20 protein-coding genes are annotated in these 21,794 nt (G+C 65.1%); 3 read left to right on the top strand and 17 right to left on the bottom strand.

Annotation, left to right across the window (positions count from 1 at the left end):
* Window positions 1-20: 20 nt before the first annotated feature.
* The 4 genes from recG to rpoZ all read right to left on the bottom strand — a co-directional run bounded on the left by recG (window position 21) and on the right by rpoZ (window position 5,294).
* Complete coding sequence (recG, locus tag L2Y97_RS19505; RefSeq protein WP_425492791.1) at window positions 21-2,138, bottom strand: ATP-dependent DNA helicase RecG; 2,118 nt, start codon at window positions 2,136-2,138, stop codon at window positions 21-23.
* A gap of 19 nt (window positions 2,139-2,157) precedes the next feature.
* A complete protein-coding gene (locus tag L2Y97_RS19510; RefSeq protein WP_247429934.1) occupies window positions 2,158-2,541 on the bottom strand; it encodes a RidA family protein in 384 nt (127 codons plus the stop codon).
* 162 nt (window positions 2,542-2,703) lie between these two features.
* The gene (locus L2Y97_RS19515) at window positions 2,704-4,884 is read right to left on the bottom strand and encodes a RelA/SpoT family protein (protein ID WP_247429936.1); all 2,181 of its coding nucleotides are present in this window, start codon (window positions 4,882-4,884) and stop codon (window positions 2,704-2,706) included.
* Between the two features lie 119 nt (window positions 4,885-5,003).
* Window positions 5,004-5,294, bottom strand: coding sequence for a DNA-directed RNA polymerase subunit omega (rpoZ, locus tag L2Y97_RS19520; protein WP_045828432.1), 291 nt, complete (start codon window positions 5,292-5,294; stop codon window positions 5,004-5,006).
* A gap of 177 nt (window positions 5,295-5,471) precedes the next feature.
* Here rpoZ and L2Y97_RS19525 point away from each other — a divergent pair, with 177 nt between their 5' ends.
* Window positions 5,472-6,302, top strand: coding sequence for an MlaA family lipoprotein (locus L2Y97_RS19525; protein ID WP_247429938.1), 831 nt, complete (start codon window positions 5,472-5,474; stop codon window positions 6,300-6,302).
* Window positions 6,303-6,823: 521 nt separating this feature from the next.
* Here L2Y97_RS19525 and L2Y97_RS22405 read toward each other — a convergent pair.
* The 9 genes from L2Y97_RS22405 to L2Y97_RS19565 all read right to left on the bottom strand — a co-directional run bounded on the left by L2Y97_RS22405 (window position 6,824) and on the right by L2Y97_RS19565 (window position 13,610).
* A complete protein-coding gene (locus tag L2Y97_RS22405; RefSeq protein ID WP_256452057.1) occupies window positions 6,824-6,955 on the bottom strand; it encodes a hypothetical protein in 132 nt (43 codons plus the stop codon).
* A 608-nt stretch (window positions 6,956-7,563) separates the two neighbouring features.
* On the bottom strand, window positions 7,564-7,860 hold the full coding sequence (locus L2Y97_RS19530) for an STAS domain-containing protein (protein WP_247429939.1): 297 nt from the start codon (window positions 7,858-7,860) through the stop codon (window positions 7,564-7,566).
* Window positions 7,857-8,546 (bottom strand): MlaC/ttg2D family ABC transporter substrate-binding protein, encoded by a 690-nt coding sequence (locus tag L2Y97_RS19535; protein ID WP_247429941.1) that lies wholly within the window; start codon window positions 8,544-8,546, stop codon window positions 7,857-7,859. Before L2Y97_RS19535 ends, L2Y97_RS19530 begins: the two co-directional genes overlap by 4 nt.
* A gap of 23 nt (window positions 8,547-8,569) precedes the next feature.
* Window positions 8,570-9,445: an outer membrane lipid asymmetry maintenance protein MlaD gene (gene mlaD, locus L2Y97_RS19540; protein ID WP_247429943.1), complete on the bottom strand. Its 876-nt coding sequence runs from the start codon at window positions 9,443-9,445 to the stop codon at window positions 8,570-8,572.
* A 58-nt stretch (window positions 9,446-9,503) separates the two neighbouring features.
* Window positions 9,504-10,271: a lipid asymmetry maintenance ABC transporter permease subunit MlaE gene (mlaE, locus tag L2Y97_RS19545; RefSeq protein ID WP_247429944.1), complete on the bottom strand. Its 768-nt coding sequence runs from the start codon at window positions 10,269-10,271 to the stop codon at window positions 9,504-9,506.
* Window positions 10,268-11,080, bottom strand: coding sequence for an ABC transporter ATP-binding protein (locus tag L2Y97_RS19550; RefSeq protein WP_247429946.1), 813 nt, complete (start codon window positions 11,078-11,080; stop codon window positions 10,268-10,270). The genes mlaE and L2Y97_RS19550 overlap by 4 nt, the downstream gene beginning before the upstream one ends.
* Complete coding sequence (gene gmk, locus L2Y97_RS19555) at window positions 11,077-11,694, bottom strand: guanylate kinase (protein ID WP_247429949.1); 618 nt, start codon at window positions 11,692-11,694, stop codon at window positions 11,077-11,079. The genes L2Y97_RS19550 and gmk overlap by 4 nt, the downstream gene beginning before the upstream one ends.
* Before the next feature lie 107 nt (window positions 11,695-11,801).
* Window positions 11,802-12,602, bottom strand: a complete 801-nt coding sequence (locus L2Y97_RS19560; protein ID WP_247429950.1) for a DUF4339 domain-containing protein — start codon at window positions 12,600-12,602, stop codon at window positions 11,802-11,804.
* 60 nt (window positions 12,603-12,662) lie between these two features.
* Window positions 12,663-13,610 carry an AraC family transcriptional regulator gene (locus tag L2Y97_RS19565; RefSeq protein WP_247429953.1) on the bottom strand — a complete coding sequence of 316 codons (948 nt, stop codon included), beginning with the start codon at window positions 13,608-13,610 and terminating at the stop codon, window positions 12,663-12,665.
* A gap of 76 nt (window positions 13,611-13,686) precedes the next feature.
* Here L2Y97_RS19565 and L2Y97_RS19570 point away from each other — a divergent pair, with 76 nt between their 5' ends.
* Window positions 13,687-14,667, top strand: a complete 981-nt coding sequence (locus L2Y97_RS19570; protein ID WP_247429955.1) for an oxidoreductase — start codon at window positions 13,687-13,689, stop codon at window positions 14,665-14,667.
* A gap of 111 nt (window positions 14,668-14,778) precedes the next feature.
* On the opposite strand, the gene L2Y97_RS19575 is transcribed toward L2Y97_RS19570, so the two are convergent.
* From L2Y97_RS19575 to L2Y97_RS19585, 3 genes are all read right to left on the bottom strand, one after another.
* A complete protein-coding gene (locus L2Y97_RS19575; protein WP_247429958.1) occupies window positions 14,779-16,077 on the bottom strand; it encodes an amidohydrolase family protein in 1,299 nt (432 codons plus the stop codon).
* A complete protein-coding gene (locus tag L2Y97_RS19580; protein ID WP_425492864.1) occupies window positions 16,074-18,215 on the bottom strand; it encodes a penicillin acylase family protein in 2,142 nt (713 codons plus the stop codon). The genes L2Y97_RS19575 and L2Y97_RS19580 overlap by 4 nt, the downstream gene beginning before the upstream one ends.
* A gap of 101 nt (window positions 18,216-18,316) precedes the next feature.
* Window positions 18,317-19,219 (bottom strand): LysR family transcriptional regulator, encoded by a 903-nt coding sequence (locus L2Y97_RS19585; RefSeq protein ID WP_247429964.1) that lies wholly within the window; start codon window positions 19,217-19,219, stop codon window positions 18,317-18,319.
* A 102-nt stretch (window positions 19,220-19,321) separates the two neighbouring features.
* Between L2Y97_RS19585 and L2Y97_RS19590 the strand changes: the two genes are divergently transcribed.
* The gene (locus tag L2Y97_RS19590) at window positions 19,322-20,539 is read left to right on the top strand and encodes an MFS transporter (protein WP_247429967.1); all 1,218 of its coding nucleotides are present in this window, start codon (window positions 19,322-19,324) and stop codon (window positions 20,537-20,539) included.
* Window positions 20,540-20,548: 9 nt separating this feature from the next.
* Here the strand turns inward: L2Y97_RS19590 and L2Y97_RS19595 are convergent, their stop codons facing one another.
* Window positions 20,549-21,643 (bottom strand): pilin, encoded by a 1,095-nt coding sequence (locus L2Y97_RS19595; protein ID WP_247429970.1) that lies wholly within the window; start codon window positions 21,641-21,643, stop codon window positions 20,549-20,551.
* Between the last annotated feature and the right edge of the window lie 151 nt (window positions 21,644-21,794).

Below are 21,794 nucleotides of genomic sequence, written 5' to 3' on the forward strand. Positions count from 1 at the left end.
TCGAACGTGTCGGCCAGTGATCAGGCGTCGACGTAACGGGCGGCGTCGCCTACCCAACGGGCGATCAGCCGCTCGCAGCGCGCCGGATGGTCGCGCATCATCGCTTCCGCGACGCGTTGCACATCGGGCATGAGGTGCGCATCGCGTGCCAGGTCAGCGATGCGGAATTGCAGCTGCCCGGTCTGGCGGGTACCGAGCACCTCGCCGGGGCCGCGCAACTCAAGGTCCTTCTCTGCGATGCGGAAACCATCGTTGGTTTCGCGCATCACCTGCAGGCGCTCCTTCGCCAGGCGCGACAGGGGCGTCTGGTAAAGCAGCACGCAACTCGAGGCGATGGAGCCACGGCCCACGCGGCCGCGCAGCTGGTGCAGCTGGGCCAGGCCAAGGCGCTCGCTGTTTTCGATAATCATGAGGCTCGCGTTGGGCACATCCACGCCCACTTCGATCACCGTGGTGGCGACCAGCACGGCGATCTCGCCCCGCTTGAACGCATCCATCACGGCCTGCTTTTCCTTCGGCTTCATGCGGCCGTGGATCAGGCCGATGTTGAGGTCCGGCAACCCTGCCACGAGCTCGGCATGCGCGACCTCGGCGGCCTGCGCATTCATCTGCTCGTTCTCTTCGATCAGCGTGCACACCCAGTACACCTGGCGGCCTTCCATGCACGCGCCATGGATGCGTTCCATGATGTCGTAGCGCCGCTCATTGGAAAGCGCCACGGTCTGTACGGGTGTGCGTCCCGGCGGGAGCTCGTCGATTGATGACACATCGAGATCGGCGTACGCGCTCATCGCGAGCGTGCGGGGAATCGGCGTCGCAGTCAGTACCAGTTGGTGGGGAATGAGCTCGCCACTGGCGCCCTTGTCGCGCAGCGCCAGGCGCTGGTGCACACCGAAGCGGTGCTGCTCGTCGACAATGACCAGGCCGAGCTTCTGGAATACCACGCCCTCCTGCATGAGCGCGTGCGTACCGACAACAACATGCGCGGTCCCTTCGGCCGCGTGGGCCAGCGCGCTCTTGCGCGCCTTGCCCTGCACCTTGCCCGCCAGCCATTCCACATGCAGGCCCAGCGGTTCGAGCCAGGTACGGAAGTTGCGCAGATGCTGTTCGGCGAGCAGTTCCGTAGGCGCCACCAGCGCGACCTGGTAACCGGCCTCGACGGCGGCCAGCGCGGCGAGTGCCGCGACGACGGTCTTGCCGCTGCCGACATCGCCCTGCACGAGTCGAAGCATGGGGTGGGCTCGGGTGAGGTCCCGCCCCACTTCGCCCGCGACACGCGCCTGCGCCCTGGTCAGTGCGAACGGCAGTGACGACAGCAGTCGCTCACGCATCACACCGGCACTTTTAAGCGCAGGCGCCTTGCGCTTCTTCACCGCCGCGCGCATGCGCCGCAGGGTGAGGTGCTGGGTCAGCAGTTCTTCGAAGGCGAGTCGCTTCTGCGCGGGATGCCCGCCCTCCCCCAACTGCCGGAGGTCGACATCCGGAGGCGGCCGGTGCACGTAGATCAGTGCATCCCGCAATGAGGTAAGGCCGAGCGGCCGGCCCACCTCTTCGGGAATGAGTTCGAGCCGGTCATCGCCAGGCAGGTGGTGCAGCGCCTTGGCGATGACGCTGGCGAGGCGGCGCGGACCGAGGCCCTCGGTGGTCGGGTAGACCGGCGTCAGCCGCTCATCCACCAACACCGCTTCATCGCTTTCGATGCGCTGGTACTGCGGGTGCACCATCTCCAGGCCTTGCGGGCCCTGGCGTACCTCACCGAAGCAGAGCAGGCGCGTGCCTTTCTGCAACTGATCCATCTGCGCTTTGCGGAAGTGGAAGAAGCGCAGTAACAGCGCGCGGCCGGAGTCATCGCTGATGATGACCTTCAGCTGCATGCGCCCGCGAAAGCTGCGTTCGATGAAATCCACGCTGCCTTCGACCTGCACGTGCATGCCCGGGCGCAGGTCGCCGATGGGCACGATCGTGGTGCGGTCTTCGTAGCGCAGCGGCAGGTGGAACCACAGGTCCTGCACTTCGCGCAGGCCCAGGCGGCCGAGGGTTTCCGCCAGCGCAGGGCCAACGCCGCCGAGCGTCGTCAGCGGCGCGCGGCCCGGGTCCGCCGGCGGTGCGGCGGGTGACGGGCTGGCGGTTCGGCCCACGGGAATGGCAGTGATCCGGTTACGGCAGGACGAGGATCGCGTCCACTTCGACGTGGGCACCCTTCGGCAGGCCCGAGACTTCGATGGTGGAGCGCGCCGGGTACGGCTGCTGGAAGTATTCGGCCATCACGGCATTCACCGCGGCGAAGTTGCCCAGGTCGGTGACGTAGATACCGACGCGCACGATGTCGGCGAGCTTGCCACCGGCGGCTTCGGCCACGGCGACGAGGTTGTCGAACACACGGCGGGTCTGCGCGGTGATGTCGCCTTCCACGAGGTTGCCGGTGGCCGGATCGAGCGGAATCTGGCCCGAGAAATACACGGTGTTGCCCGCGCGCACGGCCTGCGAATACGGGCCAATGGCGGCCGGAGCCTTGTCGGTGGCGATGATGGTGCGGGACATGGGGGATCCTCGTGGCGGTAGACGCAGATAGTAACCGCCCGGAACGCCCTGTTGTAGGAGCCCGCCCTGTGGGCGACGCTGTTCGCGATGGAGCCAGGGGCCCGATGCGACATCGCGAAAGATGTCGCCCACAGGGTGGGCTCCTACGGGCGGGGCATCGCCCTAGAGGGGGTGGCGGTATACGCCGCTGACGACACCGGTGCGGCGCACGCGGCGCATCACGTCGGCCAGGTGCTTGCGGCCCTTGACCTCGATCGCGAACAACAGCGTCGCTGCCGTGCTGTCGCGCTCGATGTATTCGACGTTCTCGATATTCGAACCGGCATCGGCGATGGCCGCCGCGACAGTGGCGAGCACGCCCGGGCGGTTGAGGACTTCGATACGCAACTCGGCACGGTAATCGCCGGTGACGTCGCGGTCCCACTCGATCGCCACGATGCGCTCGGGCGTCTTGCGGAACTCGGCCACGTTCGGGCATTCCACGCGGTGCACGACAATGCCCTTGCCCGAAGACAGGAAGCCGATGATCTCGTCGCCCGGCAACGGGTGGCAGCAATTGCCGAAGCTCAGCACGCCGCGCTCCGCGCCGCTGATGCGGATCTTCTCCACCGCATGCTCGGTGGGTACCTGCGGGTGCGAATCGCGCGGGCCCATCACGTTGATGAGCTGGCCGGCCACCTGGTCGGCGAAGCGGTTACCCAGCGCGATCTCGGAAAGCAGTTCTTCCAGGCGCTTGAACTTGGCCTCTTCCAGGAAACGATCGAGCACGGCCGGCGGAATGGCATCGAGGCTCAGGCCACGCGCATCGAGCGCGCGATCGAGCATGCGGTGGCCGAAATCGACCGCATCCTCGTGCTGCAGGTGCTTGAGGTACTGGCGGATGGCGGTACGCGCCTTGCCCGTCACCACGGCTTCGAGCCACGCCGGGTTCGGCACGGCCGACGGCGCGGTAATGATCTCGACGACCTGGCCGGAGATGAGGCGGGTGCGCAGCGGCACGAGCTTTTTGTCGACGCGCGCGGCCACGGCGTGGTCGCCCACGTCGGTATGCACGGCGTAGGCGAAATCGAGCGCGGTGGCATTACGCGGCAGCGAGAAAATATCGCCGCGCGGGGTGAACAGGTACACCTCGTCCGGGAACAGGTCGATCTTGACGTTTTCCAGGAACTCGGCAGCCGATGGCGTATTGGCCTGGCTATCGGCCAATGCCGAGAGCCACTCGCGTGCGCGCAGCTGCGCGCTGTTCGCCGGGCCCGAATCGGTCTTGTACGCCCAATGAGCCGCCACGCCACGCTCCGCCACCGATTCCATTTCCGAGGTACGGATCTGGATTTCGATGGGCGCGCCAAACGGCCCGAGCAGCACGGTGTGCAGCGACTGGTAGCCATTGCCCTTGGGAATGGCGATGAAATCCTTGAAACGGCCATCCACCGGCTTGTACAGGCCGTGCACGGCGCCCAGCGCCATGTAGCAATGCATGGCCGAATCGGTGACGACGCGGAAGCCGTACACATCCATGAGCTGCGCGAACGATTTGTGCTCGTTGCGCATCTTCGAATAGATGCTCCAGGGGCTCTTGATGCGGCTGACCGCGCGGCCAGGGATCTTGTCGGCCGCAAGGCGGCCTTCCAGCGCCATCTCGATCTTCGCCATGGCCTCGCGGCGGTTACCCAGCGCGGCACGGATGCGCTCGCCGATGATGCGGTGGCGATCAGGGTACAAGGCCTTGAAGCCCAGGTCCTGCAGCTCGGCCTTGAACTTGTTCATGCCCAGGCGCTGCGCGATCGGTGCGTAGATCTCCAGCGTTTCACGCGCGATGCGGCGGCGGGACGAGGCGTCCTTCGCGCCCAGCGTGCGCATGTTGTGCAGGCGATCGGAAAGCTTGATGAGGATGACGCGCAGGTCGCGCGCCATGGCCAGCAGCATCTTGCGGAAGCTTTCGGCATCGGCTTCGGCGCGGCTGGAGAAACGCATCTTGTCCAGCTTGGTGACGCCATCGACCAGCTCGGCCACGGTCTCGCCGAAGGCACCAGCCAGTTCCTCGCGGCTGAGCTGCGTGTCCTCGAGCGTGTCGTGCAGGATGGCGGCGATGATCGTTTCGGCATCCAGGCCGAGCTCCGCCAGCACCTGCGCTACCGCGACCGGGTGCGTGATGTACGGCTCACCCGATTTGCGGGTTTGCCCATCGTGCGCGAGCGCCCCCACCAGGAAGGCGCGGCGGATGCGCATGACCTGCTCCTTGGGCAGGTACGCGCCCACGCGCTCTTCCAGCGCCTGCACATAGGCGGGCACCGGGGTGTCGTCGGAGACGTCGGTCAGCTTTTTGGCGGGGATGACTTCCATGGGGATGCCTGGCGCCTGGGTTCAGGCAGCACAGCCTCCCGCGCGCGGCCTGACGGGCCGCGCTTCAACAACGTGCGCAGTGAATGGATGAACGCAGGGTCGACAGGGACCCGACGTCATCAGTCATCTCCGCCCTTCGAGAGGTCGTCGTCCACTTCCGTGGCGGCCCACTCGAGGGCTTCACGCTCGGCGCGCTCGCGGGCGGCCTTGTCGATCTCGTCGATCATCTGCTCATTGACGCGGCGATCGGCGATCTCGCGCAGGGCGAGCACGGTCGGCTTGTCGTTGTTCGGATCGAGCGTGGGCTCGGCGCCCTTGGAGAGCTGGCGAGCGCGCTTGGTCGCCATGAGCACGAGCTCAAAGCGGTTGTCGACTACCTCGAGGCAGTCTTCGACGGTAATACGGGCCATTTCAAATCCTTGACAACAAAGACACTTATGACCGTGCAGTTTAGCGGCCCAGCCGGTTGGCTGTCCATCCGGGTGGGGGGTATCATGCCGGGTTCTGGCCAGGAAGGACGGGCGTTAGTGCAAATAATAAAACCAAGCGGTACACTAAAGTATCGCCCCACCCCCAGAGTCACCCCGATGGACCCCAAGATCAACCTAAAGCGTCTGGCCCGCCAAGCCTTTGGCCTGGTCGCCCTGGCGCTCCTGGCGGCCTGCCATGTGGCGCCGCCGCGTACCGACGACCCGAATGAACAGATGAACCGCAAGGTTTATGCGTTCAACGACAAGCTCGACAAGGCGATCATCCGCCCGGTCGCGGTGGGCTACCGTAATGTCACCACCCCGGGCGTCCGCACGGCGGTGAGCGATTTCTATACGAATATCCGCCTGCCGATCACGATTGGTAACCAGCTGCTCCAGGGCCGTCCGGGCCAGGCGGCGGTGACCACGGGTCGCTTCATCGTCAACCTCGGCATTGGCTTCCTGGGCTTCAAGGACCCGGCCAGCATGCTGGGCATGCCGCTGTATGACAGCGACTTCGGCGTGACCCTGGCCCGTTGGGGCGTGCCGGAGGGCGAGTACCTGGTCCTGCCGTTCGTCGGCCCGACCACGGTGCGCGATGTCTGGAAGCTGCCGGTGGATAGCTATTTCTTCGATCCGCTGAGCTACCTGTCGCGTAACCACGACTTCCACCACGGCGAGTATTACGTGCCGTCGGTGTTGTACCTGGTGACGTTGCGTGCCCGCGCGATCGATGCGGAGAGCTTCCTGGCCTCGGCGTATGACCCGTATGTGTTCATGCGCGATGCGTACCGCCAGCAGCGCCTGTACCAGATCTACGACGGCAACCCGCCGGAGGATGTGATCGAGAAGATGCAGGGCGTGGGCGATAACAAGGATTTCGACCCGGATGAACTGCTCAAGGAGCAGCATTCGTGGGAGAAGCAGAACGGGCAGAACCCGGACTGATTGACGAAGAAGCCGCCTACGGGCGGCTTTTTTGTGGCTCGCCTTTGGCTTCGCGCTAGTGCATCGGTTCATTCGCTAGCGCGAATGCATGTAACTAGCGGCTTGCGCCGCCTATTGCTTGTGGGCTTGAGGCGAAGAGCCGTCGGTGCCCACCCTCGCTGCTCAGACAGGTCCTCCGCGTTCGTACCGGAGTGCGCCTCCGGCGCAAATGTATCTATTTGGCCTACGGCCGCTCTCTTGTGCGGAACTCGCCTCGAGGGTGGGCACCGACGGCTCTCTTCACCCATGAGGTGGTGTGCGTGCGAGCTCGCCGCTGGTGCGCCATGCCGTTGTAGGAGCCCACCCTGTGGGCGACGCCGTTCGCGACAAAGCCACAGGGCCTGCTACGTCGTCGCGAAAGATGTCGCCCACAGGGTGGGCTCCTACAAGGCTATATCGCGATTTGATAAATGGATGGACCAGGCTCGTGTGGGAGCCTGCTTGCACGCGATCAGCCGACGCGGCGATGACGCCGCAACCCATCAACGCGCGACGGCCACCACGTTCGCCGGCAGCTGCGACGGGCTGGCCGTGACAAACGAACCCATCGCCAACACGCAGGTCAGCACGGCAGCAACGAAGAAGGACTTGAGCAGGAAGGTTTCAGCTTTCATGGCGATGCTCCGTGAGGTGGGACAAGTGGGGCCAGGCCCCGTTGCCCAAGACGTTGCATCCGCCGTGCCAACCCCACCAACGGCCCGCAAACGGCGCCACGACGCCGTTTGCGCCTAACCACGCCGCATGACGACCACTGTCCGCGGACGAAGCAGCTGTCCGCCCATACATGTCCGAACGCACCAATCGACCCGCAGACAACGCACCGGCTCTCCCACCACCCAACCTCATGGGTCAAAAGAGCCGTCGGTGCCCACCCTCGAGGCGAGTTCCGCACAAGAGAGCGGCCGTAGGCCAGCCTTCCATAGGGCTGGCCCATGGCTCGCTAACGGGGCGGCGGTTGTAGGAGCGCACCTTGTGCGCGAATCAAAGGCACGGCGGCGCAGCCGCAACATCCGACGCGAGGGTGGGCACCGACGGCTCTCGGCCTCAAGCCCACAAGAGCGAGGCGGCGGATGCCGCTGGTTACATGCATTCGCGCTAGCGAATGAACCGATTCACTAGCGCGAGGCCGAAGGCGAGCCTGTTGTTGAGGCACAAACAAAAAGCCCGGCATATCGCCGGGCTTTCGTCAGCGGGGATCGCGCGCTAGCGCGCTCCTGCAGGCTTAGAGGAAGGCGGTGACGCCGGAGACGCGGGCCAGGGCTTCCAGGCCCGTGGGGGCGTTGGCCACCTTCATGGCCGTGCCGTTCTGGCGCGCATGTGCCAGCAGCGCCAGCACCGTTGCCAGCCCTGCGCTATCCGCCTGAGTCACGCCGGAAAGATCCAGCGTGCCCGGCTTGCCGCGGCCAAGGGCTTCGCGGCCCGCCTCGAGCGCCGACGCCGCCGTCGCGAACGTCAGCGCGCCGGAGACCTTCAAGGTCCCCGGCGCCTCGGCCAACTGGTACGTGGCCGGCTGGATCACTTGCCTGCGCCAGCCTTGCCGCCTGCCGTGTCCTGCTTCATCTCATCGATAGCCGCCGAACCCTTCGACTCCAGGTCAGCCGTGAGCTTGTCCAGGCCTTCCTTCTTGATCTCGGCATCCACCTGGTTGCGGTAGTTCGTGATGTACGAGATACCCTCGATGATCACGTCGTACGCCTTCCAGTCGCCGCTGGCGCTCTGGCGGAACGCGTAATCCACCGACACCGACTTGCCATCATCGAGCATGACCTGGGTACGCACGATGGTGCGCTTCTTGTTCAGATCGCCCGAGAACGGCAGCACCTTCACGCGGCCACGGGTGTAGTTGAGCAGGCCCTCGGCATAGCGATGCGTGATCGAGTTGTAGAACGCCTTGGCAAAGCGCTCGCGCTGCTGCGGGCTCGCCTTGACCGCGTTCTGGCCGAGCACCAGGATCGACGCGTAATCGATATCGAAGTGCGGCAGGAACGTGTCGTCGATAACGGCGATCAGCTTTTCCTTGTCGTTCTTCAGTTCCGCCTGGTGGCCTTCGATGGCCTTGGCCAGGTCATCGGAAATCTGCTGGACAACCTGCTGGGGCGCCTGGCCCTGGGTGGCCGCGGCGGGCGCGGCATCCTGCGCGAACACGGGGGCAGCGGCGACCGTGCCAACGGCAAGGGCAATAGCGAGGGAAAGCTGACGCAACATGCGATGTCTCCTGGGTTCCGGCCTTACTTCTTGCCGGAGGTATCGGGTTGGGTGCCGCCCTGGGCGCCACCGGATTTGTTGTCGCTCGGCGAGCCGTTCACGAGGAACTTGCCGATCAGGTCTTCCAGCTGAAGCGCCGACTGCGTCAGCACGAGCTGATCGCCATCGGCCAGGAACGACGGGGAGCCGCCGGGCTGGATCGCAACATACTGGCTACCGATCAAACCGCTTGTGAACACTGCCGCGGCCGAGTCATCTGGTATCTGGGAGTAGCGCTTGTCGATCGCAAGGGTCACCGTGGCCTCGACGGCACCCGGTTTCACCACCACCGATTCGACGCTGCCGATGGGCACGCCGGCCATTTTCACCGCGGCGCCGGGCTGCAGGCCGCCGATGTTGGTGAAATCACCCGTGACATGGAAGGTTCCACCCAGGCGATCCGGGGCGCTGCCGCCGCCGAAGAACTTGCCGAGCATCTCTTCCAGCTGCTGGGCCGGACGGGTCAGGCCGATCTCGCCGCCTTCCTTCACCGGGGTCTTCGACTGGCCGAACTGGATGCCTACGTACTGGTCGCCCAGCAGGCCGCTGGTGTAGATCGTGGCCACGGAATCGCTCGGGATATCCTTGTGGCCATCATCGATGGCCAGGGTTACCTTCGCCTCTTCCTTGCCCGGCACCAGGTCGATGGCCTGGACCGAGCCGACGCGGACACCGGCGACTTTCACCGGCGCGCGCACCTTCAGCTGGCCGACGTTGGCGAAGTGGGTTTCCACCTTGTAGGTGGAGCCACCGCCCTGGTTGGCGACGGAGGTGGTCTGGGTGGCGAGGTACGCCAGCGCGGCGAAGCCAAGCACGATGAACAGGCCGGTGCCGACGGCATAGGAACGTCTCTGGGTCACGGCACGATCCTCGAATGGGGTACGGAAAGAATGATGTTCATGGCGGGCCTCCGTGCCTTCAGATCAGGAACGAGGTAAGGACGAAATCCAGCGCCAGGATGGCAATGGACGAGGCGACCACCGTGCGCGTGGTGGCGTACGCGACGCCTTCGCTGGTGGGCGGAGTGGTATAGCCCTGGAACACCGCGATCAGCGAGACCACGATGCCGAAGGCGATGGACTTGAGCAGCACGCCATCGATGATGTCCTTGTGGACATCCACCGCGGCGGTCATGTTGGACCAGAAGGTGCCGTTATCGATGCCGAGCCAGGTCACGCCGACCAGGTGGCCGCCGAACACGCCCATGGCGCAGAACACGATACCGAGCAGCGGCAGTGCGATGACGCCGGCGAGGAAGCGCGGGGCCACCACGTAGGCGATCGGATCGACCGCCATCATTTCCATCGCATCGAGCTGGTCGGTGGCGCGCATGAGGCCGATCTCGGCGGTGACCGAGGTGCCGGCGCGGCCGGCGAACAGCAGCGCGGTGACGACCGGGCCGAGCTCGCGATAGATGGCGATGGCCACGACGGTGCCGGTGGCCGAGGTGCCGCCGAAGATCGACAGCACGTCGTACAGCTGCAGGCCGAGCACCATGCCGACGAACAGGCCGCAGGTCATGACGATGGTGAGGCTCATGGCGCCGACAAACCAGATCTGCCGGACGGTTTCCCGGCCATGCTTCAGGCTGCGTGGAATGGAGGCGAGGATCGTGAGCAGGAACAGCCCGCACGCACCGATCTGCGCCAGGCTGCGCATCACGACATTGTCATCCCTGGTGGTCATGCCTTGTCTCCGGGAAAGCCGAGCGCCGTGGCGTAATCGCCGGCCGGGTACTGGAACGGGACCGGGCCATCGGCCTTGCCACCGAAGAACTGCGCCGTCCACGGCGAGCCATCGTTGACCAGCGTATCGGGGGCGCCCTGCGCCACGATCTTGCCGTTGGCGATAAGGAACACGTGATCGGCCACTTTCTGCACCGCGGCCAGTTCGTGCGCCACGAGGATGCTGGTGATGCCCAGCGTTTCGTTGAGCGTACGGATAAGCAGCAGCACCTGGTTCAGCGCAATGGGATCGAGGCCGACGAAGGGTTCGTCGTACAGGATGAGCGCGGGGTCGAACACGATGGCGCGCGCGAGGGCGACACGGCGCGCCATGCCGCCGGAAAGCTCCGTGGGCATGAGCCGCGCGGCCCCGCGCAGGCCCACGGCCTGCAGCTTGTTCAGAACGATGTTGCGGATGAGCTCTTCAGGCAGTTTCGTGTGCTGGCGCAGCGGGAACGCCACGTTCTCGAACACATCGAAATCAGTGAGCAGCGCGGAATTCTGGAACAGGTAGCCAATGCGCTCGCGCAGTTCGAAGAGCTTTTCGCGCGAGAGCGTAGGCACGTTCTCGCCATTCACCTCGACCGTGCCGGCATCGCCGCGCATCTGTCCGGTGATGTGCTTGAGCAACGTGGTTTTGCCGGTACCGCTGGGACCCATGATGGCCGTGACCTTGCCGCGCGGGATATCCAGATCCATCGCGTCGAAGATCGTCTTGCCATTGAGCACCGTGGTCAGGCCGCGTACGCGGACGATGGCGTCGTCGGTCATGGGGCGAGCAGTTCCTCGATCAGTGCTTCGTGGCGTTTGGCCGCCCACGCCGAGCGCAGGCGCACGGCACGCACGATCGCCTGCAGGTCCGCGAGGGCATCTTCAAAGCGATCGTTCACGATGATGTAGTCGAACTCGTGCGCATGGGCGATTTCTTCGCGGGAGTTGAACAGACGGCGCTCGATGACATCGGGCGCATCGGATCCTCGACCGCGCAGGCGGCGCTCAAGTTCCACGCGCGACGGCGGCAGGATGAACACGCTGACGCAATCGGCCTTGCCCTTGCGCACCTGGCGGGCACCCTGCCAGTCGATCTCCAGCAGGACATCGACGCCCGAGCTGAGCTTTTCCGCAACCACCGTACGCGAGGTGCCGTAGAGGTTGCCGTGGACCTCGGCGTGCTCCAGGAAGATGCCATCCGCGATCTCGCGCTCGAAATCGGGCCGTTCCACGAAGAAGTAGTGGCGGCCGTACTGTTCGCCCACGCGCGGCGGGCGCGTGGTGTGCGAGATGGACAAGGAGATCTGCGGTTCGCGCTCGAGCAGCGCATTGACCAGCGTGGACTTGCCGGCACCCGAGGGCGCGGCCACCACGAACAGGGTGCCGTCACTCATCCGCGGGGATCTCGTTGGGGGGTCATGGCTTTCTCCCGGAACGCAAAGCGGGATTGTAGCCGGAATCGTGGCCGTACCGCCTTTCGCCGGGGTTCCGCCCCTTGTGGCTAGCCGCTGTGGTAGCTCGCGAACATGGCGGCCCACACCAGCATGAGGAACAGGACCATGAGGCCCGCCCATACGCCAAATACCACCCAGAAGATGGCTTTTTGCGCTGGCGGCGTGCTCTGGCCGGTGCGGCGCCACCGTGCGACCCAGGTCATCTGGGCCTGCAGGTAGTAGTGGGTGAAGAAGAACAGCGTGACCCCGCCAATCTCGGGCACCAGGCCGTAAGCCGGCAGCTTCTCCCGCATGGAACGGGCCATGGAGAACATGGCGATATACCGGCACACCACCATGGCGAGGCCGAAAAGGAAGAAAAAGCCGAAGTACGCCATGACACCGGCGATGGCCCCCAGATCCGGGCGCGTGGCGGTATACGACTGGTTGAGCACCACGCCGAGCATGACGATCCAGGTCAGCGGCAACAGGCAGACCGAGATCACCAGCCACATCGTGGCCCGGCTCGACGGATCGATCTTCTTCACCCAGGACGCCTGGACAAACTGCCAGACGATACCCATCAGGCCGCCAGCGAGCAGATCGACCACGAAGATGATGGCCCAGTGCAGATCGGGCGGTGCCGGCACTTCACCATGCAGCACGGGCGCGGTGGCACCCATCGCCGGCGGAGGTACCGGGATGCCGAGCAGTTCGTGGAGCGGCCGCCATTCGGCCATGCCTTCGCGCCAGGCAAGCGAATGGGCCGATACCTTGCCCTCGTTCACCCACGCCCGCAGCGTGACCTCATCGTACGGGCCAAAGCGCTGGCCATCACGGCCGATCCAGATGTTCCGTTCGTCCGCCATGCCCCTCGTTCCTTGCCCCGTGTGTTGTTGGGTGAGTATGCCCGTGCCACCCCGCGCTGGTCACGCCGCGGCCTGGCGTTCCTTGTCGTTGGCGTACCGCGCCGGCGAGATGCCGACAACACGCTTGAAGGCGTGACTGAAAGCACTTTCGGAGCCATAGCCGAGGTTACGCGCGAGCGTCGCGACGGGCACGGATCCACGGTGCAGTGCCTGGCAGGCTAGCCGCATGCGCCATTCGGTGACATAGGTGAGCGGTGCGGTACCGGATACCTTGCGGAAATGCGTGGCGAACACGGTACGCGACATCGCTGCGAGCCGGGCCATCTCGTCGAGGCGCCAGTCGCGCCCCGGCTCGGCGTGTATCCGGCGCAACACGGGAGCGAGGCGGGCATCGGCAACAGCGCGCAACCACCCCGGCGGCAGAACATCGCCCGAAGCCATCTGCGCGCGCAGGATCTGCACGAACAGCAGGTGCGCGAGCTGGGTCTGGGCAAGGCCTGCGCCGGGCAGGTCATCGCGGCTCTCCCGCACCATGCGGTCAATCAGCCAACGCATGGTCTCGGCCTCCGGTGCGCCCGCACCGATGTGCAGCCACGCCGGAAGCGCGGCCGTGAGCATGGGTTCATACGCAGGATGCACGCGTACATGGCCACCGATCTGCAGGGTATCGGTGCCGTCGTTGATCGCCACGAGACGATCCGGCCCACGCCATTCGAAGTCCTGGGCGTCACGCGCGGGAAGGTCGGCATCGCTGGCCAGGACGAAGCCACGCGGGGCAGCCAGCAGCACGACATCGCCTTCGGCGAGGCGGATGTCACGGGGCTCGCCGTCGATCCGCAGCACGCAATGACCGCGTGCCACGGCGAAGAACTTCAGCTTGTCGGGCGGCGGGAAGCGGACGGCCCAGTCCCCGCCGGCCGTAAAGCCACCGGACATGACGGATTCGATCTCGGCCAGGCGGAGAATGGAGGTAATGGGGTCATCGCTCATGCCCGTACGATGGCGCATGCATTGCGCACTTTCAAGCATTCATCGTCCGCCCCTATGCCCTTACCTTGGTGAAGTACCCACCAAGGAGCCACCCATGCAGTCCCCCATCCCCTCTGGATTCGGTGCGGCCACCACGGCTGCTGAAGTCATCGCCGGCCTCGACCTGACCGGCAAGAACGCCATCGTGACCGGCGGTTATGCCGGTCTCGGCCTTGAAACCGCCCGCACCCTGCGTAACGCCGGCGCGCGGGTGATCGTCCCCGCCCGCGACATGGCGAAGGCGCGCAAAGCCCTCGACGGCGAGGCCGGCATCGAGGTGCTGCCGATGGACTTGGCCGACCCGGCCTCGATCGATGCGTTTGCGAACGAGGTCCTCGCACGCGGCGAGCCGCTGCACCTGCTTATCAACAACGCCGGTGTCATGGCCTGCCCGCTTGAGCGCGATGCACGCGGTTATGAGCGCCAGTTCGCCACCAACCACCTGGGCCATTACCAGCTCACCGTGCGCTTGTGGCCTGCGCTTCGCCGCGCCGACGGCGCCCGCGTGATCTCCGTCTCGTCGCGCGGCCATCGCTATTCACCCGTGGTGTTCGACGATCCGCACTTCGAACACCGCGCGTACGATCCGTGGCTGAGCTACGGCCAGTCGAAGACCGCGAATATTCTCTTCGCGATCGGTGTGGATAAGCGCGGCAAGGCGAACGGCATTCGCTCGTTCTCACTGCACCCCGGTGCCATCGTGACCGACCTCGCCCGTTACATGAGCGTGGATGACCTGCGCAAGTTTGGCGCTGTGGATGAGGAAGGCAAGCCGGTCGTCGATCTGAACGCCGGCATGAAGAGCATGCCTCAAGGCGCGGCGACGAGCGTGTGGGCGGCGACCAGCCCGATGCTCGATGGCAAGGGCGGCGAATACCTCGAAGATTGCAACATCGCACCGATGCTCGACGATGCGACGGTCGAAGCGGCCGACCTGCGCAACCTGCACGGCGTGCGGCCCTACGCCATCGATCCCGATGCCGCCGATGCGCTGTGGGAACTGAGCGAACAGCAGACCGGCGCCCGCATCAGTTGACAATGGCCCGTGTAGGGCGCGCTTGCGCGCGATCGCGCGCAAGCGCGCTCCTACAGGGAGGCCGCGTGCACGCGTCCGGTGGCCGACACCAGGGATCGTTGCGACGGGCGTTTACGGCTTTTTGTAAATCGCCCCACCCTTCATCACGAACGGCACATTCGACAAGACCGAGATGTCCTTCGTCGGATCACCTGGTACGGCGATGATGTCCGCATCGAGGCCGGCTTTTAGCTGGCCGATATGGTCCTGCTGGCGGAGCACCTTCGCGTCGACGGCGGTGGCCGCCAGCAAGGCTTTGGCGGGGGTTATTCCGTCGCGCACCATCCACTCCAGTTCCTTGTAGTTGGTGCCGTGGGTGAACACGCCTACGTCACTGCCTGCGCCGATGGTCACGCCGGCGTCCAAGGCACGCTTGAACGCCTGTGCCGAGGTCTGCATCGCTTCGGTCGGCGGCGCACCCGGCTTCCAGCCACCAAAGTATTCGGCGTAGGCGGCGCTGGCTTCCAGCGTGGGCATGTAGGCCACGTTGTGCTTCTTCATCAATGCGAACACTTCCGGCGTGCCGTCGTACCCGTGTTCGATCGTATCCACACCGGCCATGACCGAACGGCGCATGCCCTCGGCCGTGCTGGAGTGCACCGCGACCGGCAGGTTGAGCGAATGCGCGACTTCCACTGCGGCATTCAGTTCCTCCTGCGTCAACGTGGGCGAGGAACCCTTCGCCTTGCCGCAGTGGTAATCGGCGTAAAGCTTGATCCAGTCCGCGCCATGCGCCGCCTGGTCACGCACGGCATCGACCATCTGGGCCACGCCGCTCACCGGGATGGCTCCCTGCGGAAGGTCCATGTCTTCCCGGAAGCCGAGCGGGCCCGGACCGTAGCAGTGCGCGGCCACGGTGGCGCGAGTGGCGACGAACAGATGCGGCCCGGGAATGAGCCCCTTGTCGATGGCGCGCTGGACGTCCACATCGGCATAGCCGGCACCTTCGGTGCCGAGATCACGCAGGGCGGTGTATCCCGCCATCAAGGTGTCGCGCGCGTGCTTCACGGCCTCCACCGTGCGGAACGCAAGCGTTTCCTTCAGCACCTGATCGTTCCACAGCGTCTCGTTGTAGGGGTGCAGGAAGATGTGCGAATGCGCGTCGATCAGGCCGGGCAGCAAGGTCATCCCTGGGAACGACAGGGTTTCGGTGCCGGCAGGCACGGCGACCTGGCCTTCCGGTCCTACTCCGGCGATCTTGTCACCTTGCACGAGCACCACCCAGCCGGTGTGCGCCTGCTCATCGCGTGCATCAAACACGCGATCGGCTTTCAGGAGCACGGGATGGCCCGAAGGCTTCGGCAGGTCGTCCGCGTGTGTGGCGAACGCGAGGCCCAGGCCCGCGGCCAGGGCAATCAGCTTGCGAGTCATGGCGTGGGCTCCTTGTCACCCGGGTTGTACTGCCGTTCGATATGGCCCTGGAGATCCTCCGGCCAGAAGTACACCTTGCGCAGGTTGCCCGTGGTGTAGCGTTCGGCTTCGTCGTTGAAGTGCTTTGAATCCGGATGACCGCTTTCGCCACCCGCGGTAATAGCCCTCGCACTGACCCGCGGCCCGAACTCGACGACGGCAACGAAGCTGTTACCGCTCGTGCCGTAGTAACGCTTCGTACCCGGCCAGCGGTGCGCACCGAACGAGGCCAGCGAGCCCCAGCGCGAGGAGGTGAACGGCACCGGGATGCTGGGCTTCGCATCATCGAAGACCTGCGCAATCGCATCGTCGTTACGCTGGTAGCGATTCACCTCGCCCCAGGGCACGCCCCAACTACCGAAGTCTTTCTCCAGGCGATCCACGGCGTCAGCGAGCGCCTGGAGACGCGCTTGCGGCCCGGCCTTCTCCGCCATCACGTCGTAGATGGTCAGGCCCTCCTGGGTGTCCTCCTTGCTCACCTTGTCCCACAGGATATCGCCCCAGAACACGGCGAGCGTGGTTGGCATGGAGGCAATACCCCAGCGGTAATCCCACGCGCGCAGCAGGCCCACCGGGCCACGCAGCTTCGCCTTCAACGCGTCATTGGCCGGCAGGGCGTCGTAATCCCTGATCAGCACGGGAAGCTGCCGCTCGAACGCCGGCAGGTACGAGTCGAACGCGGCGGTGAGGAGCGAAGCCTGGGTGACATCGTGCTGCCCGGTAAGGACGCGCGTGGCGTGGATTCCCCTCGGATTCTCCCCGACCGAATCCATGTACTTCGGGAAGTCCGCCTGCTTCGGGCTATCGGGGCCCGCCGCGGAATACGGCCAGTCGTTGGTATTGAAGATCCAGCCGGTGTTCGGGTTGAACAGCCTCGGAGCCTCGTCCAAAGGCAATAATCCCTGCCAGTCGGTAGCGGGGTCGCTGCCATCCACGGGCTTCGTGTAGTCGAAACGATCGTCACGCCTGGGAATGAATTGCGGATGCAGGTAGGCGATGTTGCCCTTGTCGTCCGCATAGATCGTGTTATTCGACGAGTTCGCCTTGAGCTCGGCCACCTTCATGTACGCGGCGTAGTCATTGGCCTTTGTACGCAGCCAGCTCTGTTGAAGGGCCTCAAGTGGCTTGTTCATCAGCGCGAAGGCGATCCACTTGCCGCCCTGCGCACGCACGATGGGGCCGTGATGCGTGGCGTAGGTCGTAAAGTGGCGATCGCCCTGCCCCTTCACGCGAACGACGATGTCACGCGTGACCACCGGCCTCAACTCCTTGCCGTAGCGGTAGAAGCGTTTGCCACCCTGCTCCACGGTCGTTTCGGCGAATTCATCCACGACATCGATACCCGACGAAGTGTGCATCCAGCCGATGTGCTGGTTGAAGCCCTGGTAGATGAAGAACTGGCCCCAGGTCACCGCACCGTACGCATCCAGGCCTTGGTCGCTCGACATCTGCAGCTCGGAGCGGAAGAAGAACGACGTGTGCGGGTTGATCAATAGCAGGGCGTGGCCATTGGCCGTGAGCTTGGGTGCGATGGCGATACCGTTGGAACCGGTCGGCTCCCACCAACTGCCCGGCGGGGTGAACTGCACCAGCGCGCCCACCGGGTCCTTGCCGTAGAACGCCTGCAAGTCCGATGTCTTTACACGCTCGATATCGCCACCGATGCTGCCTTCCGAGAAGCTCAGCGCCATCCACGGCTCGAAGTGGGTGATGACGCGCGGATGGGTATCCGGATGCGTAGCGAGGTAATAGTTCAGGCCATCGGCCCAGCTATCCATCAGCGCCTTCAGCCACGATGGGCTGCGGCCGTATAGGGCTTTGAGCTGGGTGTCGTCAATGAAAAGCTTCTGCCGCAGATCCTTCCACAGTGCCGATTCGCCTTCGGCTTCCGATAGCCTGCCCAACGACACCAGGTAATTGGTCTCCACCCGGTTGAAGTCATCTTCGGCCTGCGCGTATGCCATGCCGAACACGGCATCCGCATCGGTCTTGCCGTGGATGTGGGCGATGCCCCAGTCATCGCGGGTGATGGTGGTGGCTGCGGCTTCTCGCTGGTAGCGAGTGCTTTCGGCATCAGCGGCGTGCGCGCCACCCGCCATGAGCGATAGGGCGAGCAGCGCGAGCGCGTTGCGGTTCAAGACAGGCATCGTTGGTAACCCCTGACGGATCGTCGATGCTAGCTTGCCCGGGCGCTTTTGCGTCAAGTGTCCGAAGGCAGGCGTTTCCTCAATCGCGGTGCCGCGAAGTCGAGGAACGCGCGCAGTTTCAACGGTAGCGGCGCCTGCCCTTTGTGCACCAGGTGGATCGGCAGCGGCGCCGTTTCGTAAGCCCGCAGCACGACGCGGAGCCGGCCTTCGGAAAGAGCCGATGCCACCTGGTACGAGAGCACGCGAATCAACCCCACGCCCAGCACGGCGGCATCGATCGCAGCTTCCGCCGTATTGACGCCAAGACGTGACGGCACAGGAACCACCAGTTCGGCTTTACCCGTCCCGAATACCCATGCGCGCTTCGACTCCAGCACTTCAAAGCTCACGCACTCGTGGGCCGCCAGCTCGGCAGGCGACGCAGGCGTGCCGTGCGCCTCCAGGTAGGCCGGACTACCACATACCACGCGACGCACCGTCCCCACCCCCGTCGCCATGAAGCTGCTATCGGGCAAATCGCCAATGCGGATGGCCGCGTCCACGGGCTCTTCCATCAGGTGGACGACCCGATCGGTGAGCACCAGGTTCACCCCGATCTCCGGGTACTGGGCCAGGAACTCGGCAACCACGGGCACCACATGCAGGCGGCCGAACACGACGGGCGCCGTGACCGTGAGTTCGCCGCGTGGCTGCACATATTCGCCCATCGCCGCCCGCTCGGCCTCGCCCACCTCCTCCAGGATCTTCCGGCAGGCAGCCACATAGGACGCGCCGGCCTCGGTCAGGGAGAGCTGGCGGGTGGTGCGATGAAGCAGCCGGGTATGCAGGTGGGTTTCGAGGGCGCCGATCTTCCGGCTGACGGTCGCCAGGGGCAGGCCGAGCTGCCGTGCCGCCGCCGAAAGGCTGCCAGCATCGACAACGGCGACAAGGATGGCCATGGATTCAAGCTGGTTCATGGCAGCCTATCAATTATTGGAAGGATGATTCCCAATCCTGCCAGATTATCTTATCCAGCGCCCGTACCTATCTTTTGCGGCATCTCTTACCAGGAGCGTGCCGTGAGCGGCCCATCCCCAGTCGTAACAACTCCGGCCCCGGCGACGATCGCGTCGCGCGGGAAGATCTTCATGATGGCGGTGATCGCCGGGGCGGTCATCACCAACCTTTACTGCGTGCAGCCGATCCTGCCGCTGATCGCCACGGGCTTCCATGCCAGCCTGACCGCGGTGGACCTGGTGGCCGGCGCGGCGTTGCTGGGCTTCTCCACGGGCCTGGCGCTACTGCTCCCGCTGGGTGACCGGTTTGACCGGCGCAAGCTGGTGCTCGCCCAGATCGTGATCGCCTTCCTGCTCGATCTTGTCGCCCTGTTTGTGCCGGATATCTGGGCACTGGCGGCGGTGTCGTTCGGTATCGGCATGGTCAGCTGCGTGCCGCAGCAACTGGTGCCGTTCGCCGGCGCCATGTCCCTGCCTGCCGAGCGCGGCCGCAACGTCGGCACCGTGGTCAGCGGCATCATGGTCGGCATTCTCGTGGGCCGGACTATTGCCGGTGCCGTGGGCCAGGCCTACGGCTGGCGCGCGGTGTATGGCGTCGAAGCAGCGCTGATGATTCCTTCGGGTATCGTCGCACTGTCGATGCTGCCCAAGGGCGTGCCTTCGACGAACCTCAGCTACGGTCGGCTGCTCGCATCGCTCTGGCCGCTGATGCGCGATAACCGCCCTATCCGCGAATCCATGATCGTGCAGGCGCTGCTGTGGGCCTGTTTCAATGCCTTCTGGGTGAACCTGGCGGCGCTGCTCGCGAATGGCCCGTGGCACCTGGGCAGTGCGTGGGCCGGTGGCTTCGGGATCATCGGCGCCGCGGGAGCATTTGCTGCATCGCTTGGTGGCCGTGCCTCCGATCGCAGGGGTACGCGGTACGTGGTGGGCGCGAGCATCGGCATCGTCACGCTGGCCTACCTGCTGCTCGCAGGTGCCAATAGCTCGCTCACCCTGCTGGTCATCGGCGTGATCGTGCTCGATATCGGCGTGCAGGCCGGGCTGGTGTCCAACCAGACGCGCGCCTTCGCCGTGGACCCGAAAGCGCAGGGCCGTATCAACAGCCTGTACATGACCGCGACTTTCCTTGGCGGTGCGCTGGGTACCGTGGTCAGTGGCTGGTTGATGAACCGCTTCGGCTGGAATGGCGTGGTCGTACTAGGCCTGGTTCTTGGCATGGTTGCCGCCGCGTTCCATCGACGTGGAACGAACACGCAGGCGCAGCGAACGCCCGCGTGATCGTTCAAATCACCGGCAAGTCTGCGGCAGGTACTGGACGCTGATGCTGTTAGCCACGCAGTTGAAGCGCACCTCGCCCTGGGCCACCACCGGGGTGAGCACCAGCGAGCCGCTGGCGATTTGCCGGTGCGCAACCCCACCCAAGGCGATGGTGATGCGCCCGTCATCGATCGTGACGCCGGAGACGTAGCGACCCTGCAGCGAAGCAGCCTCACTGATGCCGGCCTGGGTGTTGTCGTGTGGCATCTGGCCGTGGCTGTTGTAGTAGTTCAATACCGCGGTCCTGGCAGGTTCGGCGACAGCAACGGCCTGCGCCACCTCGGTACGGATGATGTAGTTCTGGTAAGCCGGGATGGCGATGGCCGCAAGGATGGATACCAACGGCAGGATCATCACGCACCAGACCGCTGCCTTCGGCGGCCCGGGTTCCGTCTGGCCGGTTTCCTTCCACCGTGCCAGCCAGGTCATGATGCCTTGCAGGTAGTACATGCTGAGGAAGAACAGCGTAATACCGCCGATATGCAGAGCGAGCCCGCGTTTGGCCGCATCACGCTTGATCGAATCGGCCATCGCGAAGATACCGACGTAGATCACGATGATCGCGCCGAACATGATCAGCACACCGGCCAGGGTGGCAGCCGGGGTCTTCTGGGTGGTGAGCGAGAACCCCACGACGTAGCTCACCAGCGCCAGGATGAAAAGGACGAGCGCCTTGCTTCGCTTGTCGATCTTGCCGACCCAACTGGCCTGCACGAACATCCAGATCCAGCCGAAGATCCCGCCTGTCACCATCGTCAGCAGCAGCACCACGAACCAGTGCAGTGATGGCGGTGTCTGGAACGTGGCACGTGGGTCGGGGGCAAAGCCGCCATCCTCGCGTGCGCTGAAGCCTCGCGGGGCCCAGCCTGCGGAAGGCGGCGGTATCGGCGGCGGTACCTCCATGCCAGGCAGCAGGGTTGCCAGGGGCACCCACTCGGCCATGCCGGTACGCCAGGCCAGCACGTCGGGCTCGACTTTGCCCTCCTTGACCCACCCGCGCAGCACGGCTTCCTCGTACGGGCCGTACTTCTGCCCGCCCCGGCCAATCCAGATCTTGTCGTCCACGTTTTCCCCCTGCGCGGCTCCCTTGCCGCGAGTGGGTACTTTCCGGCGGCTGGACCGGCGCGTCAATGCGCGCACCGAATTTCTACGGAGCGCCGGTCGGCGGTACTACGGACGCGAGACGCGTGAGGGCGGGCCACATTGCCTGCCTGCC

It is taken from the genome of Luteibacter aegosomatissinici (assembly GCF_023078495.1).
GTDB lineage: Bacteria > Pseudomonadota > Gammaproteobacteria > Xanthomonadales > Rhodanobacteraceae > Luteibacter > Luteibacter aegosomatissinici.

What these genes read in the sequence shown, in the direction of transcription:
- L2Y97_RS19570 (WP_247429955.1), top strand. Translation starts at nt 13,687, where the DNA reads ATGCAGTCCCCCATCCCCTCTGGATTCGGTGCGGCCACCACGGCTGCT.
- L2Y97_RS19560 (WP_247429950.1), bottom strand. Translation starts at nt 12,602, where the DNA reads ATGGCGGACGAACGGAACATCTGGATCGGCCGTGATGGCCAGCGCTTT.
- rpoZ (WP_045828432.1), bottom strand. Translation starts at nt 5,294, where the DNA reads ATGGCCCGTATTACCGTCGAAGACTGCCTCGAGGTAGTCGACAACCGC.
- mlaE (WP_247429944.1), bottom strand. Translation starts at nt 10,271, where the DNA reads ATGACCACCAGGGATGACAATGTCGTGATGCGCAGCCTGGCGCAGATC.
- L2Y97_RS22405 (WP_256452057.1), bottom strand. Translation starts at nt 6,955, where the DNA reads ATGAAAGCTGAAACCTTCCTGCTCAAGTCCTTCTTCGTTGCTGCCGTG.
- L2Y97_RS19510 (WP_247429934.1), bottom strand. Translation starts at nt 2,541, where the DNA reads ATGTCCCGCACCATCATCGCCACCGACAAGGCTCCGGCCGCCATTGGC.
- L2Y97_RS19535 (WP_247429941.1), bottom strand. Translation starts at nt 8,546, where the DNA reads ATGTTGCGTCAGCTTTCCCTCGCTATTGCCCTTGCCGTTGGCACGGTC.
- L2Y97_RS19565 (WP_247429953.1), bottom strand. Translation starts at nt 13,610, where the DNA reads ATGCGCCATCGTACGGGCATGAGCGATGACCCCATTACCTCCATTCTC.
- L2Y97_RS19525 (WP_247429938.1), top strand. Translation starts at nt 5,472, where the DNA reads ATGGACCCCAAGATCAACCTAAAGCGTCTGGCCCGCCAAGCCTTTGGC.
- L2Y97_RS19550 (WP_247429946.1), bottom strand. Translation starts at nt 11,080, where the DNA reads ATGACCGACGACGCCATCGTCCGCGTACGCGGCCTGACCACGGTGCTC.
- L2Y97_RS19515 (WP_247429936.1), bottom strand. Translation starts at nt 4,884, where the DNA reads ATGGAAGTCATCCCCGCCAAAAAGCTGACCGACGTCTCCGACGACACC.
- gmk (WP_247429949.1), bottom strand. Translation starts at nt 11,694, where the DNA reads ATGAGTGACGGCACCCTGTTCGTGGTGGCCGCGCCCTCGGGTGCCGGC.
- L2Y97_RS19575 (WP_247429958.1), bottom strand. Translation starts at nt 16,077, where the DNA reads ATGACTCGCAAGCTGATTGCCCTGGCCGCGGGCCTGGGCCTCGCGTTC.
- L2Y97_RS19585 (WP_247429964.1), bottom strand. Translation starts at nt 19,219, where the DNA reads ATGAACCAGCTTGAATCCATGGCCATCCTTGTCGCCGTTGTCGATGCT.
- L2Y97_RS19580 (WP_425492864.1), bottom strand. Translation starts at nt 18,215, where the DNA reads ATGGCGGGTGGCGCGCACGCCGCTGATGCCGAAAGCACTCGCTACCAG.